At 41.9% G+C, this 16,907-nt stretch carries 15 protein-coding genes; 9 read left to right on the top strand and 6 right to left on the bottom strand.

Translation table 11 applies throughout. The annotated features are described in order from the left end of the window. Positions 1 to 7 precede the first annotated feature (7 nt). Positions 8 to 1,090, bottom strand: coding sequence for an efflux RND transporter periplasmic adaptor subunit (locus tag ABDD94_RS11210; RefSeq protein ID WP_345952000.1), 1,083 nt, complete (start codon positions 1,088 to 1,090; stop codon positions 8 to 10). Positions 1,091 to 1,257: 167 nt separating this feature from the next. Further along, positions 1,258 to 1,662 carry a hypothetical protein gene (locus ABDD94_RS11205; protein WP_345955943.1) on the bottom strand — a complete coding sequence of 135 codons (405 nt, stop codon included), beginning with the start codon at positions 1,660 to 1,662 and terminating at the stop codon, positions 1,258 to 1,260. Between the two features lie 256 nt (positions 1,663 to 1,918). Here ABDD94_RS11205 and epsC point away from each other — a divergent pair, with 256 nt between their 5' ends. The 4 genes from epsC (at position 1,919) to ABDD94_RS11185 (ending at position 9,121) form a co-directional block, all read left to right on the top strand. Beyond that, positions 1,919 to 2,731, top strand: coding sequence for a serine O-acetyltransferase EpsC (epsC, locus tag ABDD94_RS11200; protein ID WP_345952002.1), 813 nt, complete (start codon positions 1,919 to 1,921; stop codon positions 2,729 to 2,731). Positions 2,732 to 2,741: 10 nt separating this feature from the next. Then, positions 2,742 to 3,614 (top strand): cysteine synthase CysM, encoded by an 873-nt coding sequence (gene cysM / locus ABDD94_RS11195; protein WP_345955942.1) that lies wholly within the window; start codon positions 2,742 to 2,744, stop codon positions 3,612 to 3,614. Between the two features lie 29 nt (positions 3,615 to 3,643). Then, the gene (locus ABDD94_RS11190) at positions 3,644 to 4,075 is read left to right on the top strand and encodes a DUF1810 domain-containing protein (protein WP_345955941.1); all 432 of its coding nucleotides are present in this window, start codon (positions 3,644 to 3,646) and stop codon (positions 4,073 to 4,075) included. Positions 4,076 to 4,336: 261 nt separating this feature from the next. Then, positions 4,337 to 9,121 carry a PAS domain-containing protein gene (locus ABDD94_RS11185; protein ID WP_345955940.1) on the top strand — a complete coding sequence of 1,595 codons (4,785 nt, stop codon included), beginning with the start codon at positions 4,337 to 4,339 and terminating at the stop codon, positions 9,119 to 9,121. A gap of 142 nt (positions 9,122 to 9,263) precedes the next feature. Here the strand turns inward: ABDD94_RS11185 and ABDD94_RS11180 are convergent, their stop codons facing one another. Then, on the bottom strand, positions 9,264 to 9,458 hold the full coding sequence (locus ABDD94_RS11180; RefSeq protein ID WP_345952006.1) for a cold shock domain-containing protein: 195 nt from the start codon (positions 9,456 to 9,458) through the stop codon (positions 9,264 to 9,266). Between the two features lie 122 nt (positions 9,459 to 9,580). Further along, positions 9,581 to 10,294 carry a DUF92 domain-containing protein gene (locus ABDD94_RS11175; RefSeq protein ID WP_345955939.1) on the bottom strand — a complete coding sequence of 238 codons (714 nt, stop codon included), beginning with the start codon at positions 10,292 to 10,294 and terminating at the stop codon, positions 9,581 to 9,583. Positions 10,295 to 10,365: 71 nt separating this feature from the next. Here ABDD94_RS11175 and ABDD94_RS11170 point away from each other — a divergent pair, with 71 nt between their 5' ends. Continuing rightward, complete coding sequence (locus ABDD94_RS11170; protein WP_345955938.1) at positions 10,366 to 11,052, top strand: class I SAM-dependent methyltransferase; 687 nt, start codon at positions 10,366 to 10,368, stop codon at positions 11,050 to 11,052. A gap of 128 nt (positions 11,053 to 11,180) precedes the next feature. After that, positions 11,181 to 13,616 carry a prolyl oligopeptidase family serine peptidase gene (locus ABDD94_RS11165; protein ID WP_345952009.1) on the top strand — a complete coding sequence of 812 codons (2,436 nt, stop codon included), beginning with the start codon at positions 11,181 to 11,183 and terminating at the stop codon, positions 13,614 to 13,616. 37 nt (positions 13,617 to 13,653) lie between these two features. Here the strand turns inward: ABDD94_RS11165 and ABDD94_RS11160 are convergent, their stop codons facing one another. Beyond that, positions 13,654 to 14,637, bottom strand: a complete 984-nt coding sequence (locus ABDD94_RS11160; RefSeq protein WP_345955937.1) for an SMP-30/gluconolactonase/LRE family protein — start codon at positions 14,635 to 14,637, stop codon at positions 13,654 to 13,656. A gap of 79 nt (positions 14,638 to 14,716) precedes the next feature. Here ABDD94_RS11160 and ABDD94_RS11155 point away from each other — a divergent pair, with 79 nt between their 5' ends. From ABDD94_RS11155 to ABDD94_RS11145, 3 genes are all read left to right on the top strand, one after another. Then, complete coding sequence (locus ABDD94_RS11155) at positions 14,717 to 15,178, top strand: DUF4268 domain-containing protein (RefSeq protein WP_345955936.1); 462 nt, start codon at positions 14,717 to 14,719, stop codon at positions 15,176 to 15,178. A gap of 40 nt (positions 15,179 to 15,218) precedes the next feature. Then, entirely contained in the window at positions 15,219 to 15,578 is a 360-nt protein-coding gene (locus ABDD94_RS11150; protein WP_345955935.1) for a DUF4174 domain-containing protein, read from the top strand. Between the two features lie 61 nt (positions 15,579 to 15,639). Next, positions 15,640 to 16,584, top strand: coding sequence for a glycosyltransferase family 2 protein (locus tag ABDD94_RS11145; RefSeq protein WP_345952013.1), 945 nt, complete (start codon positions 15,640 to 15,642; stop codon positions 16,582 to 16,584). Positions 16,585 to 16,621: 37 nt separating this feature from the next. Here ABDD94_RS11145 and ABDD94_RS11140 read toward each other — a convergent pair whose 3' ends face one another. Continuing rightward, entirely contained in the window at positions 16,622 to 16,822 is a 201-nt protein-coding gene (locus tag ABDD94_RS11140) for a Vmc-like lipoprotein signal peptide domain-containing protein (RefSeq protein WP_345955934.1), read from the bottom strand. Positions 16,823 to 16,907: the final 85 nt, after the last annotated feature.

Here is a 16,907-nt window from a genome sequence, read left to right as displayed (position 1 = left end):
TAAAGCGCTACTCGGCCTTTAATCGCAAATGAGAAATAACTTCATTAGGCGACACAAATTCACACTTGATCTTGTCATCATCTTTTACTTTTTGAACGCCCTCAAGCAGGATTTTATCACTTACAGAAAGACCGCTTGCAACCACATATAGGTCTGGCATTTCACCGGTGATGGTAATACTTCTTGATCTTACTACATTATTTTTGTCTACCACAAAGACATAAATCTTATCCTGAATTTCGTAGGTGGCCTTTTGTGGAATAACCAACGCGTTGCGAAGTGGAACGGTCATTTGTACTTTACCGGTTTCGCCATTTTTTAAAAGCTTATCAGGATTGGGAAACTTAGCCCGAAAGGCAATGTTTCCGGTTTCGTTATTAAACTCACTTTCAATAGTTTCCACATCGCCTTTGTATTTTAGCGGTTGGTTATTAGCTAACAGCAAGCTCACCTTGCGGTCTGCACGGCCTTTTGTATTCGTTTCATAATCCAGGTATTCCGGTTCAGAAACGTTAAAGTACACGTACATCTGACTGTTATCTGAAAGGCTGGTTAATAACTCGCCCTCGTCAATAAGGCTTCCTAACTTTTTAGGAATACGGTCTATCGTGCCATCAAACGGCGCTCTGATTTCAGTAAATGACAAATGCAACCTGGCAAGTGACGTTTCGGCTTTGGCTTGGTCAAGCTTAGCCTGCGCCATAGCCAGCTCATTTTTAGATACTACGTTTTTATCTGACAGCAGCTTTGTATTTTGTACCTCAATTTGCGCGGCTTTAGTTTCGGCCTGCGCTTTCAATAATTCAGCCTCATATAATTTAGGCATAATCCTGAACAGTAACTGACCAGCTTTTACAAACTGGCCCTCGTCAACATATATATTTTGCAGATAACCCTTTTCCTGGGCTCTTAGCTCAATATTTCGTACAGAGCGTATTTGCGATACATACTCCTTGGTAAAGGAGGTATCAATTCTTAAAGGACTGGTAACGGCATACTTACCTTCTTCTTCCTTTACTTCTTTTTTTTGTGTACAGCTGGTTTGGTACAATAAGGCCAACAGGCCTGTAAACATGAGAATTCTCTTCATGATGTTAAATGAATTAAGCAATTGAATAGCATGGAATTAAAAATTCCTTTGTATGGGGAAGATATCAGTTGCCGGATGTTACCTGAGTTGTTTACAGGCAGAGTCATATTAACATTGCATCCAGCGGATGTGCGCAGGCACACCTCAGTAACTGATGTATATTAAAATCAGAGTCTCAATGATCTTTGCAGGAGGTATTTATAGGAGCTTGAATAAGATAAGTGGCTGCAAAAAGGCAGACGCTTAACAAAGCTTATGTAGAAAAAATTTAAAACGAATGTGTAAGCGAGCAGTAGTGAATACTTGTCTAGCAGTAGATGCCTGCGGGCAAGTCCGTCGCTTTCGTCTTCATCTTCAACACTAATGAGGTGTTCATTATCCTCACTTAAGTTTGCTTGTTTTATTAAGGTGTTATCCTTATTGACAGCGCCAAGGCTTACTTTTTGTACTTTACTAACGTCTTGAGCTGACGAGTACTTGGCTCTTTTGAGGTGAGCACCGGTATAAGCATAGTTATCCCCTCCTAACAACAGGAAAAACAGGGACACTAGAAAGATATACACAGTTTTCATTAACGGCCTCAAATATAACACATCAAACAGAAACTTTATGCGTCATTGATAGCTATTACGCCAGAAATTTGTAAATATTTTATTCTATTGAAGATATTGGTTGTATTATGTGATTTTATTGGTAGTTTATATATTCACCTTATTGTATAAATATCTCTTTTTTGTCACATTAACACAGCACCTGATATTCGTTTTCATTTTTCAATTAAATTCTATAATTCTGTACCTTCATTTATAATTAAGGGTGAGTGTAGCAATGAGTGATAATTTTTATCAGCATTTATTTGAAAAACAACAAAATAGTAACGGCATACCTGCCAACACTGCAATTGCAGCCTGGGCTTTAAGTGTGATACACTTACTGTATCCGGAACAATCTAAAAAGCTTTTTGCTACTTCCCAGGAGCTTAAACTGCAAGCTTATAATTTACAACAAGAGTTATCGCAAATCATTAATACGGTAAGCAACTTTAATTCAGCACGGTCTGGAGAAGTTGCCGGTCTGTTTTTTGACCGGTTGCCAGAACTTTACAATATTTTAAATACCGATATACAAGCCATTTATGAAGGCGACCCTGCTGCGCGCAGCGAGTTTGAGGTGATTCGTACCTATCCGGGCTTTTATGCAATTTCCATTTACCGGATTGCCCATACTTTGGTATTGTTGGATGTGCCACTTGTACCGCGTATACTAACTGAGCATGCCCATTCTGTAACCGGTATTGATATTCACCCGGCAGCCAGTATAGGCGAATATTTTCATATAGACCATGGCACAGGCATTGTAATCGGCGAAACTTGTACTATAGGTAAATATGTAAAAATGTATCAGGGCGTAACCTTAGGCGCTTTAAGCGTGCGCAAAACTATGGCGGGCATCAAACGTCACCCAACGGTTGAAGACCGTGTGGTGATCTACTCAGGCGCTACCATTTTAGGTGGCGACACCGTTATTGGCCATAATAGTACCATTGGTGGTAACGTTTGGCTTACTCAAAGTGTAGCTCCCTACTCTACCGTTTATCACAACCCTATGATTACGGTTCAAAACATTATTGCAGACAGATAATTTATATTTTATGGCAGGCATTATTGATTTAGTGGGCAATACCCCTATGGTTGAAATAACCAAACTTAACCCTAACCCTAACGTAAAGATATATGCCAAGCTGGAAGGCAACAATCCGGGCGGCAGCGTTAAAGACCGCGCAGCCTTAAATATGATACGCAGCGCCTTGGGCCGAGGCGAAATTAAGCTAGGCATACGGTTAATTGAGGCCACCAGCGGTAATACCGGTATTGCCCTGGCCATGATTGCACGGTTATTTAATTTGGAAATTGAATTGGTTATGCCTTCCAATTCTACCCGTGAACGTACTTTAACCATGGAAGCATTTGGCGCTAAAGTTACTTTGCTTGAAGGAATTGAGGCCTGCCGTGATTATGCCGAAGAAAAAGGAGCAACTGATGAGTACTTTCTTCTGAATCAGTTTGCCAACGCCGACAATTACCTGGCGCACGTAAAAACTACCGGGCCCGAAATTTGGCGTGATACTGACGGCCAAATCACCCATTTTGTGAGCGCTATGGGCACTACCGGCACCATCATGGGTTGCTCCCGCTATTTTAAAGAGCAAAACAGCAACATCCAAATTATTGGTTGTCAGCCAACCGAAGAATCGTCAATTCCGGGCATCAGGCGCTGGCCGGAGGCTTATTTGCCTAAAATATTTGAACCAAGCCGCGTGGACCGGGTAATGGACGTTTCGGAGACTGACGCTACCGAAATGGCACGACAGCTAGCCAGAGTTGAAGGTATTTTTGCCGGTATGAGCAGTGGAGGTGCCTGCGTGGCGGCTACTAAACTTGCGCAGGAGCTAACTGAGGGCACCATTGTATTTATAGCATGTGACCGCGGCGACCGATACCTTAGCAGTAGTTTATTTGGTTAATACATTGCTAAAATTATTAAATTGATTTTATGAGTAACGAACAGAACCTTAAGCGTTTTTTGGATGCACAAGAAACAGATTACGCTATAGCATTATCTGAGATAAAGAATGGAAAAAAGCGTAGTCATTGGATGTGGTACATTTTCCCGCAAATTCAAGGCTTAGGTCTCAGCTCAACATCGCAATACTATGCAATTAAAAACTTGCAAGAAGCTAAAGCATATTTACAACACCCTGTTTTGGGTAAAAGACTGATAGAAATATCGAGCGTTTTACTTACAATTGGTGATAATGATGCGCATAATATATTCGGAAGTCCCGATGATATGAAGCTGAAGTCAAGCATGACGCTTTTTTCATCAATTGAAAATACATTGCCGGTGTTTAAGCAAATACTAGATTTATTTTTTGGTGGTGAAGCAGATCAAAAGACCAATAACGTATTAAACAAGGCACATTAGCGCATCATATTAAATTTACCTGTAAAATTGTCGATTGCTAAATGTACATTTACTCTGCTTTTTACAAGTTTACAACTTTGGCCATTAACCTAGCGGCTACTTTGTTTAAAATGTTTAAGATATGTAGGCGCAGCATGCAAGCTCTTCGTGCCTGATTTTTAAATGTTTAAACTTTTAATGCAAAGCAAACACTTTTAGTGGCAATGCTGGTTATTGCTTTGCTAAACAGGTATCAACCGCCTGTTGATTGTATAAGTACAAATGAAGAAAAAGAAATCTGGCGAACGCACCGTAGGCCGAAAGGCTGAGGAAGAATATTTACCTAATGAACTCAACTACGAGGATGAGGTGATTTCGCGTTTTGGTTTGATGCCAAATTTCTTCCGGACTTCTAATCCAAATAAGCCGCATGATCTATGGGCTTTTACCAAATCCGCTTATTTAGATAATCCGCTACCTGCAGTATTTAAAGAGAGACTTTATGTGCACTTATCGCGTTTTTGCAGGGCGAGATACTGCATTGTTCGGCATGCGGGCTTTTTAATGGGGTTAGGCAATTCTGCTGGCGATTCTAACGCGATTCCCGAAAGCATAAGCCATGTTATTACCTTGTTAAAACGCCCTACACCTAGTGCTACAACATATGATCAACTCCTTAACCGGCTCGAAGTACAGGAGCAACCTTTGCCTATACCCCTGCCCGGATCGCAAATTGAGGCCGATCTTTTCGATGCATTAACTGTAGTTTTTTTAGAACCCCACCGGGCAGAGCGTGTACGCCAGGCCATTTGCCAATCTTTAGGTACTGCAAATTTCGAAGCACTGATCCTGCTCCTTACTTATGTTCGTACGGCTCATTTCTGGATAGAAAATCATCCTGAAGTAACTTTTGAGCCTGATATGGTAGACATGATGGATAAGCATCCTGAGCTATCGCATTTGCTGCTGAATACCTTAGAGGCTGAGATAATGCAAACCAGTGAACCAATGAAGCAGGTTTTAGACGAATTAGCCAACGCTAAGGAGCTCGAAAATAAAACTGCTAAAGCATTATCTAAATATGAAGAAAAATACCGCTCCTTATTCAATGCTATAGATGATGGGTTTGTACTGTTGGAAATGATCTACAGTGGCAAACAAGCCGTTGATATGCGCTATCTTGAAGTAAACCCGGCCTTTAAAAAGCTAAGCAACCTCTCTGACATTGTTGGTAAAACAGCCTACGAAGTGAATCCATTAATGGAGTCATACTGGCTGCAAACAGCAGATGCAGTTGCGGCAGACGGAAAACCGGTAAAGTTAGAAGCATATGTTAAAGCATTGGACCGTTGGCTGAATGTGAGCTTTATGCGTTTGGACGACGACAACACACATCTTATTGCAGCCGTTTTTAACGATGTTACCGACCGCAAACGCTCAGAGATAAATAATGCTTTTTTAGCAGATTTATCTAACGACTTTGCTCACTTAAAAAGCCCAGAACGTATTTTAAGAATGGCCGCTATTAAGATAGCCTCGCACTTTAAACTTACCCGCTGCTTTTTTGCTGATATAAATCAGGCGAATTTTACAGGCCAAATTGCCTGCGATTGGCAACTTGAAGGTGTAGCAGGCGTCAACACCAAACGTTCGTTGCCTTTAAATGACCTTATTCCGGATGGCTGCTACGAAGATCTACTAAATGGCGAAGCAGTAGTTATAAACGATAGCCATTTAGATATAGGTAATAACTTAGGGGGAAGTGCATTACTAAACAGTCAATCCTACATCATAACTCCTATTATCAAAAGCGGGCATTTGTGCTTTTTAACTTGCATACTTTACCCTTTTGCACGTACCTGGCGCAAAGACGAGATACGGATGGTGAAGGAACTTACCGAACGCATATGGTTGCGGCTTGCCCGCGCACGCGCTGAAGAAGATTTACGGCACCGCGAAGCTGAGTTAACCAGAGTGCAGGAGATAGGCGGTGTTGGCGGTGTAGATATTGATATAAGTACGGGCATACGCACCTGGCACTCGGCCGAGTATTTACGGCTGCATGGTTTACCGCCAGGTACGAAACTCGAAACACACCAGGACTGGATTAACCGCCTGCATCCTGATGACAGAGACCAAGCCAGTAAAACGCTGCAAGAGGTAATCGAAAATCCGGAAAATACTTACCAAAGCGAATACAGAATCATTAGACCCATTGACGGACAAGTGCGTTGGATATTTGCCAAAGGTGATGTTGAATTTGACAGTGATGGGCAACCAGCGCGTTTAATTGGCGCTCATATAGACATTACCGATCGTAAATTGGTAGAAGAAACACAGCGGCAAAACCAGGCACGGCATGCTTTCTTAGTAAAGTTTAATGATGCCTTACGTTTAGTGGTAGACCCGCTTCGCATCCAGGCCGTTTCTGCCCGCATGCTTGGTGAGTATATGGACGTAAACAGCGCCAGCTATGGTGAGGTTAACGGAAATAAATTATCGGTGCACGATAGTTGGACACGCGGCATTGATGCACTAACCGGAGATATCAAGTTTGCAGATTTTGGTAAAGCACTTATAGAAGATTATTTGCAGGGCCATACAGTCGTTATTGAAGATATTGAGACCGATAATCGTATAACGCCCGAAGAGCGTAATACCTGGCGCAATGCACACCTGCGGGCCTCGGTAGCTGTAATGCTTATTAAAAACGGACGGTGGCTGGCTGCATTCGGTGTTCAGGCTACCCTGCCCCGTAAATGGAGCGCCATAGAAATAGAACTGATAGAAGAAGTAGCTGAGCGCACCTGGGCAGCTGTTGAACGCGCCCAGGTAGAGGAATCTTTGCGTAAGTCCGAGCAGTTGTTCAGAACGGTGGTTGACATTGTTCCGGATTTGCTTTGGTTAAATGACCCTAGCGGTAAACCCTATTGGTACAATCAGCGCTGGTTAACCTATACAGGCCAAACTTTAGAAGAGGCAGTAGAAAATGACTGGTATGAGGTTATTTCACATGATGACAAACCATTATTAATCAATGAAATTCGCTCGGCCTTTGATAAAGGAAGACTCATTAGGCAAGAACACCGTATTAGAAGTGTTAAAGGTGAATATCGTTGGTTTTCGGTTCAGGTTGTTCCGGTATACAAAATAACCGGAGAGATATGGCAGTGGGTAGGTGCAGCTACTGATATTCACGAACGTAAGGAAGTTGAACGGCAGTTAGAGGATATGAATATGATACTCGAGCGGCAGGTGTCTGAACGAACACATGACCTGGAGGAAAGCCAAAAACTATTGTCAGCCACCCTGGATAGCACACTTGACATGATTCAGGTTTTTGAGGCCGTACGTGATGAGCATGGAAAAATAGTTGACTTTGTGTGGATCTTAAACAACGATACATCCAATAAAAACTACGGAAATGTGATTGGTAAAAGCTTGCTTCAAAACAATCCAGGCGTTGTAAAAGCCGGCATATTTAACAGTTTTGTTGAGGTGACGGAGTCAGGTATTTCGCAGCAATACGAAATACATTATGTGTATGAACAATTTAACGGCTGGTTTCATCAATCGGTTGTTAAATTAAACGATGGTGTGGCTACCAGCACAGCCGATATAACTGAGCGAAAAAAAGCAGACCAACAGTTAAATGAGACCAACAGCTTGTTACAATCGGTGTTCGACACCACTTTGATAGGAATGGCTTGTCATACAGCAGAACGTGATGAGAATGGCCAACTAGTCGATTTCAGGATAAAGATGGTTAATAAAGAACTGGAGCGTTTGAGTGAACGAAATGATATGGTAGGTAAGTTATATAGCCACGTATTTCCAGGAGTAAGAAAAACCGGCCTATTTGACCTGATGCTTAAGGTTATGGAAACTGGCGAACCAGGCCAGCTAGAGTATAGTTATCCGTACGATGGATTTAACAAATGGTTTTCGAGCATGTTTGTTAAGATGGATGACGGATTGGTTGCAACAAACTTAGATATAACTGAACGAAAAAACGCTGAAGAAGAACGCCTTAAAAGTTTAACACTACTGCAAGAGACTGAAGAAGTTGCACTACTGGGTAGCTGGGAGTATAATAGGCTTTCAGAGGTATTTAGCTGGTCTGACGGCATGTATAGCTTGTTCAATGTGGCAAAGGGCACGCTTATACAACCAGACAAATATATACAGTTTATAATTGATGAAGACAGGCCGATAGCCGAACAGATTATCGATTTCCTTAAAACAGGAACAGGAACTTTTGATGAGAGCTTCAGAATTAAAGTAGGTGGTGATATAAAAGTAGTAAAGCTAAAAGCCACAGCTATTTATGATAATGGAACACCGGTTAAGATATTAGGCATAAATATGGATACCACGGCCACACAAATGGCCGAAGAAAAAATAAAGAAGCTGGAAGTAGAACAGCAACAAGAAGTGCTTAGAGCCATACTTAGCACACAAGAAGAAGAGCGCAAGCGAATTGCAGAAAGCTTACATAACGGATTAGGACAGCTTTTATACGGCGTAAAGCTTAGCCTCGATCAAATAAATTTAACCAGGGTTAAACGCCCCGAGGAAAACAGTGATGCATTGCAGCAAACTAAGCGACTGCTTAGCGATAGTATTAGAGAAACCCGCCGCATTTCACATGAGTTGATGCCATCTATTTTAGAAGACTTTGGCCTTAAGGAAGCAATTGAGGATGTATGCCGGCAGTTAAGCGGAGCAGTACGTTTTCAGTGTACGTTTAATGGTGTAAATCGCAACCTCGACAAATATCTTGAAATAGCCATTTACAGAATAATTCAGGAGTTAATGATCAATGTTATAAAGCATGCCTATGCAACTATAGCAGATGCACAAATTGACGTGAATGAGCAAGAAGTTGTTTTAACCGTAAAAGATAACGGCAAAGGTTTCGATACATCTAAAGTGAAGGTAAAAGGCATTGGCCTGGCCTCTATCCGAAGTAAAGTAAATTTACTAAACGGCGAACTTAAAATCATATCAGAAATAGGTGTGGGCAGCACCGTTAAAATTCGCATTCCCAATAAAGTCAATAATTAGTCTGTAACTTACTTTAGCTTTTTAAAACATTATATTGCTGCTAAAATACGTTTGGGCTTAATCAAGTCTACTTAAAAAAACCTTGTAAAAACAAAAAGCACCTCACAAGAGGTGCTTTACGATTAAACTTTATAGTGTATATTTAAACTACTTTTACATTTACCGCATTAGGTCCTTTACGACCTTCTTCAATATCAAAAGTTACTTTATCGTTCTCACGAATCTGATCGATTAAGCCAGATGAGTGTACGAAAACATCAGCTCTGTTTTCTGTTTGTGAGATAAAGCCAAAACCTTTTTCGGTATTGAAAAACTTTACTGTTCCTTCTTTTTGCATTATATTATTTTAATAAGCGTGCAAGGTAGGCATTAAAATCGGCTTATTTTCTTTTTGGTGAATTTATTTAACATCTACCTAACAAAGCAGCGCACTTATATTAATAAGTCAGCGTGGTTAATTTAAAGCATAGCCAAGAGCAATGCTACTAAGGCTCCCGTAAGTGTATTGAGTAAATTAACTGCATTATTTTTAAGAATTCCGCTCTTTTCTAACGTTGCCCCAAGAAGAGAGTCGGCAAAATTGCCTGCCGTACCTGCCAGTATAATAATAAGTATATCCCAATCCCATTTAAGGCATACAGCGTAAATTAAGGAAATTAGTGCGCTTCCTGCTACTCCTATGATTGTTCCTTCTAAGCTAATTACACCGTCCAGTCCGCGGGTATCGGTGCTGAAAGTTAAAATGTTGTAAAAGCGTTTCCCGTATACGGTTCCCAATTCTGAGGATAAAGTGTCGCCGGTTGCTGCTGCAAAACTAGCTGCAACTAAAAGCGTACAAAGATTAGCGTATTGTGGAAATAAACAGGCAATTGCTCCGGCAACAGCTGCAACGCCGGCGTTAGCTAACACTTGCCCCACCTTACGTTGCCCCCGGTCGCGTTCTGCTACCTTAAGTTGCTGCTTTTCGGTCAGTTTCCAGCCGGTGGCCAAGGTGCCTGCTATAAAAAACATGGTCATGGTAGCTATACCTGTGTAACCAGTACCCTTGTATACAAGCCCGCCGCATGCAGCGCCCATAATTGCCGCGCTAAGTGTTAGTTTTTTAAACCGAACACTTAACACCACACCAGCAAGCAAAAATATTATAATTGGATAATCAGCGCCTGTTATCATACCTAGCCTCAAATATAGTGATGACCTAGTGCAGTGCACTTAACTATGGCAAATAAAGTACTTTTGCAGCTATGAAAGATGTACTCGGACAGGCCATACATGATTATCAATACAAAACAGCGCCAGGCAAGCTTTGGATACATAACCAATACGGACCAAAAGAACCCATGCCGGTTGCTGCCTATTTTAGAACGGAAGACGACATGCCCGACCTTGAATGGTTGGCACTGAACGAATGCCGGGGCAAGGTACTGGACATTGGAGCTGGTGCAGGCAGCCATACACTTGAATTGCAACAGCGCGGCTATGATGTAACAGCAATAGACATATCGCCTTTAGCAGTAGAGGTAATGCACCAACGGGGTGTAAAAGAGGCGCACGTTGGCGATATATTTACATACCAGGAGCAGCAATACGATACGTTATTATTACTGATGAACGGCATTGGCTTAGCCGGCAATTTGCTAAACCTCGAAAGATTGCTCATCCACTTGAAAACCTTACTTTCACAAGGCGGACAGCTACTTTTTGACTCTTCTAATATTGCTTATTTATACGAGGGCAAACTTCCTGATACGGGCTACTATGGTAATATCATGTACCAATACGAATATAAAAATCAAAAATCGGAATGGTTTGAGTGGTTGTATGTGGATATGCACACCTTACAAAAGGTTGCAACGGCTACCGGTTGGAATGTAGAAGTTTTATACGAGGATGATTTTGAACAGTACCTGGTGCGCTTGATAACTCTTTAACGGTTGGTTTATTGTTTTAGAAACGCCCAATCAATGTAAAAAATATGATGCACATTGGCTTGGTGGTTTAATTGCCGATTAAATGAGTAAATTCATCACAGTTTAACTTCCTAATAATAAACGAGTATATGAAAAAGACTTTTTTATGCGCCTTTTTGATATCCACAAGCGTATGGGTTAACGCCCAGGACGCCGTCAAGTATCAAATGCCGGCCAAAGCCATTACCGACTTGCTCCTGGCCAAGCCTACCCCATCGGTAAGTATCGATTCTAAAGGCGAGTGGATGCTAATCAGTGAGCGTAATGCCCTGCCATCTGTTGAAGACCTGGCCCGCCCTGAGCTCCGTATAGCAGGTATGCGCATAAATCCCAACAATTTTGCACCCAGCAGGCAGGTGATATCTTTTAGTGGACTAAGCCTTAAAAATATAAAAACAGGTAAGGTATATCCGGTTGCAGGCTTACCTGTTCCGCTTAATGCCAGCGGGATGAGTTGGAACGCCGATCAGAACAAAATTGCCTTTACACAAACGAATGCTAAAAGCGTTGACCTTTATGTAATCAACCTGTTAACGCAAAAGGCAAGCAAGGCAAATAAGCTGCCATTAAACAATGTAATGGGTGGTGGCGTTACCTGGGTTGATAACAACACCATGATGTACCGTGTTATTGCTAAGCCGGTTGCCCAGGCTCCAGTTAAACCATTGGCTCCTACCGGCCCGGTTGTTCAACAAAATTTAGGCAAAGCAGCACCAAGCGTAACTTACCAAGATTTAATAAAATCGCCGTTTGATGAAAAGCTATTTGAGTTTTATGGTACATCCCAACTGGTGATCAACAAAAACGGCGTAGAAACCCCAATTGGCAAACCAGCTATTTATGCATTAGCGGCTTTATCGCCCGATAAAAAGTATTTGTTGGTTCGCACGCTGCATAAACCATTTTCGTACCTGGTAACAGCCGGCGGTTTTCCATCTACCGTTGCCGTTACCGATCTTAAGGGTAAAGTACTGAAAACGGTAGCCAGTTTGCCGTCGAGTGAAGTTAGACCCTCAGGCTATGATAATCTGCAAAATGTGCCGCGCAGCTTTGACTGGCGTGATGATGAGGCAGCTACTTTAACCTGGGCTATGCCATTGGATAGCGGTTTGATTCGTAAAAAAGTTGATTTTCATGATGCAGTATATGCACTAAGTGCACCTTTTACCGCTGAACCTAAAGAACTGTTCAAAACAGAGCAGCGTTTCCGTAATGTGCAGTGGGGAACCGAAGATTTAGCCTTAGTTTACGAAGGTTTGCGCTCAAAGCAAAGTACAAAAGTTAGCCGCTTTAACAGCACTACCGGTAAACTGGAAAAACTTTGGGAACGCAACCAAACCGACGTTTACAACAACCTGGGCGAACCCGTAACAGATCGTAATAAATTTGGCCGCAGCGTTATAATGCCAGTTGATGGCGGCACCAAGCTGTTAATGAATAATGCTGTAGGTTCATCGCCCAAAGGCGACTTGCCTTTTCTGGCTAAATTTGACTTAAGCACCAAAAAAAGTGAAATAATTTGGCGTAGCGCTGAAGGACAATATGAGTACATTTATGATGTACTTGATCCGGCCAAGCTGGTATTAGTAACCCGCCGCGAAACGCAGACCGAGGTTCCTAACTATTTCATCAAAAACCTGAAGCTAAGGATTGCCGATCAGCCGATCACTAACTTTACCAACCCATACCCGCAAATGCAGGGTGTAACCAAGCAAAAAATACAGTACAAACGTTCGGACGGTGTGGACATGACCGGTGACTTATACCTGCCCAAGGGCTACAATAAGGAAAAAGATGGGCCACTGCCTGTATTAATATGGGCCTACCCTGCTGAGTTCAACTCGGCCGACGACGCCGCACAAATAAGAGGTTCCAAAGATCGCTTTATCACTATCAACCCGGGAGGGCCAATTTTCTTTGTAACGCAAGGATATGCGGTGTTAGATAATGCTTCGATGCCAATTGTAGCTAAAGATGGCAAAAAACCGAATGACACTTTTGTGCAGCAACTGGAAATGAATGCTGAAGCAGCAATTGGTAAACTGGCCGATTTGGGCGTCGGCGACCGCAACCGTGTGGCTGTAGGCGGCCATAGCTATGGCGCTTTTATGACTGCAAACCTGTTGGCACACACCAAATTGTTTAAGGCCGGTTTGGCCGAGAGTGGTGCTTACAACCGCACCCTTACACCGTTTGGTTTCCAAAATGAAGAGCGTACTTACTGGGATGATCCTAAGCTATACTATGAGATGAGTCCGTTCAGCTATGCTGATAAGATAAAAACGCCGTTACTTTTAATACATGGCGACGCTGACGACAATACCGGTACTTATCCTATTAATAGCGAACGTTTGTTTGCTGCTATAAAAGGTTTTGGCGGAACTGTACGCTTTGTGTTCTTGCCGTTTGAGGCGCATGGCTACCGTGGTAAAGAGAACCTGCTTCATAAGTTATGGGAACAAACACAGTGGTTAGACACTTATGTAAAAGGTGCCAAATCAACACAAACAGCGCAAGCTAATTAGTATAAGATACTTTTTATAGCAAAAACGCCTCAAACAACTACAGTTGTCTTGAGGCGTTTTTGCTATATCCCCTTACTTTCATTTGCATGGTGTATATAGCTTTTGAGGCTGTAATGAATAGCATATCGCGGTTCTTACCGCCAAAACAAATATTGGCTGTCCAAGGTTCCGGTATAGCAATAAGCCCTATTTGCTGTCCGTCAGCATTAAAAATATAAACCCCTTTATTGCCTGTTAAATACACATTTCCCTTATCGTCTAAAGTCATACCGTCCGATCCTTTGTCGGTAAACAATTGCTTATCAGTTAGCAAGCCATCTTTTGTGATAGTAAACCGGTATGTTTTATTGGCTTTTATATCGGCAACATACAAATACTTTCCATCGGCTGTACCAGCTATACCGTTTGGTTTTTGAAGTTCACTACTGGCAAGCATGGCTTCTTTTTTGCCAGCAGGCAAATAGTATACTTTTTCGCCATCTAATTCGGTTTGGGTACGTGTCCAGTATGAGCGCTGGTAGTAAGGGTCGGTAAAGTAAATACCACCCTTGCCATCCATCCACAAATCATTCGGGCCATTAAACTTGCGCCCGTTTACACCGCTTAATATAATGGCTGTTCGTTTACCGCTCTGATCGAATTTCCAAATTTCGTTTTGCTCGTCAGCACAGGTAAACAGGTTGCCTTGCTTATCGAAATACATACCGTTAGACCGACCGGCTGTGTTAGAAAAAAGGCTGAGCTTACTATCTAAGCCATATTTCCAAATGGCATTGTTGGGTTGATCGGTAAAAAAAACGTTGCCTTCCTTGTCTGCCGCCGGCCCTTCAGTAAACTCAAATTGCTTGCTAATCAGTTTAGGTTGCGTGTTTTGATCAAATAAATCCGTTTTGCTGTAAGAACTATCTTGCATATTTAATGAGTTAACTACCTTTGCGGGCAGTTTGTTTACATAAGTGATATTAAGAAATAAAGCTGCGGGCAATACTGCTGCAATGCCAAGTTTACTAATGATGTTCATAACTGGTATGGTAGTTTAAAGCGAACATCGATATTACCGGGCAATAAAACAACAGTGTTAGTTAAGCATTAGTTTACACATGTACTCAAAAGAACAGGCATCACAGTTACGGCAAACTTTTTGGACCACCTTTGGGCAGTATATAGCTCCGCAACCATCAGCCGATGGTTTGAAAATTAATTGGATAAATTACAAAACGGGCATCAAGCACGTTAACTTCAAAATGCTGGCAGAAAGCCGGTCGGCAATCATTGCCATTGAGCTATCTCACCCTGATGCCGGTATACAGGAGTTGTTTTTTGAGCAGTTTAAAGAACTGAGACTTGTTTTAGCAGATGCGTTGAATGAAGATTGGGAATGGGAGTTGCACACGACCGACGTAAACGGAAAAACCATTAGCCGAATTTACAAGGAAATGGATGGTGTGAGCATATTTAATCGTAACGACTGGCCAGCGTTAATTTCTTTTTTCAAGCCCCGTATTATAGCGCTCGATGACTTTTGGGGCACTGCAAGGTACAGCTTTGAGGCATTGCAGTAATAATGCTTAAACATTTGGCCTTTAAACTGTTATGTATATTATGCTAAGAACACTATTTACAGCATTAATATTTTTAAGCACTACTACTTTTCGCGAGAAACGAATGCTCCTTATCTTCGCTGATAAACCCGGCAATCAGCTTGTTAAAAAACAGAAGGATATACTTGATGCCAATGCTGCAGGCATTAAAGAACGTGACATTGAAGTGCTTACTTATTATGAGGGTAAGGACAGGGTTCAATTTCAGAAAAGATCTGTCAAAGACACGTTTACAGTAATTTTGATAGGTAAAGATGGTGGCGAAAAATATCGGGCCACTCAGCCCATAACACTTTCTAAACTTTTCGGCTTTATAGACGCCATGCCAATGCGTGTACAGGAAATGAAGAGCCGGCCGTAGTGTGTGTTTCTTAAATGCTTAAAATACCTATCTTTGTGGGCTTTAATTAATACGATCAGCTATGCCGGAGTTATCAGTTGTTATAACTGTGATGAATGAAGAGGAAAATATTAAACCTCTTATTGAAGAAATAAGAAAAGCTTTACCGGCTATCGATTACGAGGTGGTTTTTGTTGATGACGGTTCTGAAGACGGCACCCGGCGCGAAATTATTGCCAACGCCGACGAACGCATTAAATTAGTAGAGCTGCGTAAAAATTATGGGCAAAGTACCGCAATGACAGCAGGCATTGACCACGCCAGCGGAGCTTATATAGCTTTACTCGACGGCGACTTACAAAATGACCCTAACGACATCCCATCGATGCTTCAAAAATTAAAAGATGAGGACTGGGATGTGGTAGCAGGCAACCGTGCTAACCGGCAAGACGGCGTGCTGCTGCGTAAAATTCCAAGTAAAATAGCCAATGCACTGATACGCCGCATGACAGGGGTTTATATTAAAGATTATGGCTGTACGCTCAAGATTTTCAGACGCGAGATAGCCGAAGATTTAGGCCTGTATGGTGAGTTGCACCGTTTTATACCGGTATTGGCTAAATTGCAAGGAGCACGTATAACACAGGTTGATGTGCGTCACCATGCCCGCATGTTTGGCAAATCCAAATATGGCATTAACCGTACTTTTAAAGTAATCAGTGATTTAATACTGATGGTATTTTTCCGTAAGTATATTCAAAAGCCAATGCATTTGTTTGGCAGCATTGGGTTCATTGCTTTTTTCTTAGGTGTGCTAATTAACGCCTACCTGCTTGTACTCAAAATAATGGGACATGATATTGGCGGCAAACCTTTGTTAATACTGGGCTTGATCTTTTTGCTGGGAGGTGTTCAACTAATTACCTTAGGTATTTTAGCTGAAGTAAATGTACGTACCTATTTTGAGTCTCAGAACAAGAAAACCTACCAGGTGCGCAAAGTTTTTACGGGTGCTAAAACTGCATAAATAAAAAAGGCCCGGTAGTCCGGGCCTTTTCTCACCATTATTGTGGAGGATTAGTTTTTGTTGTGTCTCTACGCGCGGTATCCCGTGCTGTAGTATCGGTTGTTGTTGACATTGTGCCTGCAGAATCTACAGTTGCTGTGCTGTCTGATCCGCTTGCTGCCTGCTGTGAGCTGCATCCTGCAGCCACTATAGCTATTAACGCCGTTGCAAAGGCAAAACTCAAAAATTGCTTTTTCATAGGATTGATTATTTGTTGTTTCTGCATTAACCTTTATCGGGTTGGTTTTGTTTATGTTATATTCTTTTCGGCTCGTTGTGTAACT

The sequence above is a fragment of the Mucilaginibacter sp. PAMB04168 genome, assembly GCF_039634365.2.
Lineage (GTDB): Bacteria > Bacteroidota > Bacteroidia > Sphingobacteriales > Sphingobacteriaceae > Mucilaginibacter.
This window is presented reverse-complemented; position numbering and strand designations above follow the sequence as displayed.

Bases quoted from the DNA above. Each gene is read 5' to 3' on its own strand.
- epsC (WP_345952002.1), top strand. From the start codon at position 1,919: ATGAGTGATAATTTTTATCAGCATTTATTTGAAAAACAACAAAATAGT.
- ABDD94_RS11140 (WP_345955934.1), bottom strand. From the start codon at position 16,822: ATGAAAAAGCAATTTTTGAGTTTTGCCTTTGCAACGGCGTTAATAGCT.
- ABDD94_RS11190 (WP_345955941.1), top strand. From the start codon at position 3,644: ATGAGTAACGAACAGAACCTTAAGCGTTTTTTGGATGCACAAGAAACA.
- ABDD94_RS11150 (WP_345955935.1), top strand. From the start codon at position 15,219: ATGCTAAGAACACTATTTACAGCATTAATATTTTTAAGCACTACTACT.
- cysM (WP_345955942.1), top strand. From the start codon at position 2,742: ATGGCAGGCATTATTGATTTAGTGGGCAATACCCCTATGGTTGAAATA.
- ABDD94_RS11180 (WP_345952006.1), bottom strand. From the start codon at position 9,458: ATGCAAAAAGAAGGAACAGTAAAGTTTTTCAATACCGAAAAAGGTTTT.
- ABDD94_RS11205 (WP_345955943.1), bottom strand. From the start codon at position 1,662: ATGAAAACTGTGTATATCTTTCTAGTGTCCCTGTTTTTCCTGTTGTTA.
- ABDD94_RS11170 (WP_345955938.1), top strand. From the start codon at position 10,366: ATGAAAGATGTACTCGGACAGGCCATACATGATTATCAATACAAAACA.
- ABDD94_RS11160 (WP_345955937.1), bottom strand. From the start codon at position 14,637: ATGAACATCATTAGTAAACTTGGCATTGCAGCAGTATTGCCCGCAGCT.
- ABDD94_RS11155 (WP_345955936.1), top strand. From the start codon at position 14,717: ATGTACTCAAAAGAACAGGCATCACAGTTACGGCAAACTTTTTGGACC.
- ABDD94_RS11210 (WP_345952000.1), bottom strand. From the start codon at position 1,090: ATGAAGAGAATTCTCATGTTTACAGGCCTGTTGGCCTTATTGTACCAA.
- ABDD94_RS11145 (WP_345952013.1), top strand. From the start codon at position 15,640: ATGCCGGAGTTATCAGTTGTTATAACTGTGATGAATGAAGAGGAAAAT.
- ABDD94_RS11185 (WP_345955940.1), top strand. From the start codon at position 4,337: ATGAAGAAAAAGAAATCTGGCGAACGCACCGTAGGCCGAAAGGCTGAG.
- ABDD94_RS11165 (WP_345952009.1), top strand. From the start codon at position 11,181: ATGAAAAAGACTTTTTTATGCGCCTTTTTGATATCCACAAGCGTATGG.
- ABDD94_RS11175 (WP_345955939.1), bottom strand. From the start codon at position 10,294: ATGATAACAGGCGCTGATTATCCAATTATAATATTTTTGCTTGCTGGT.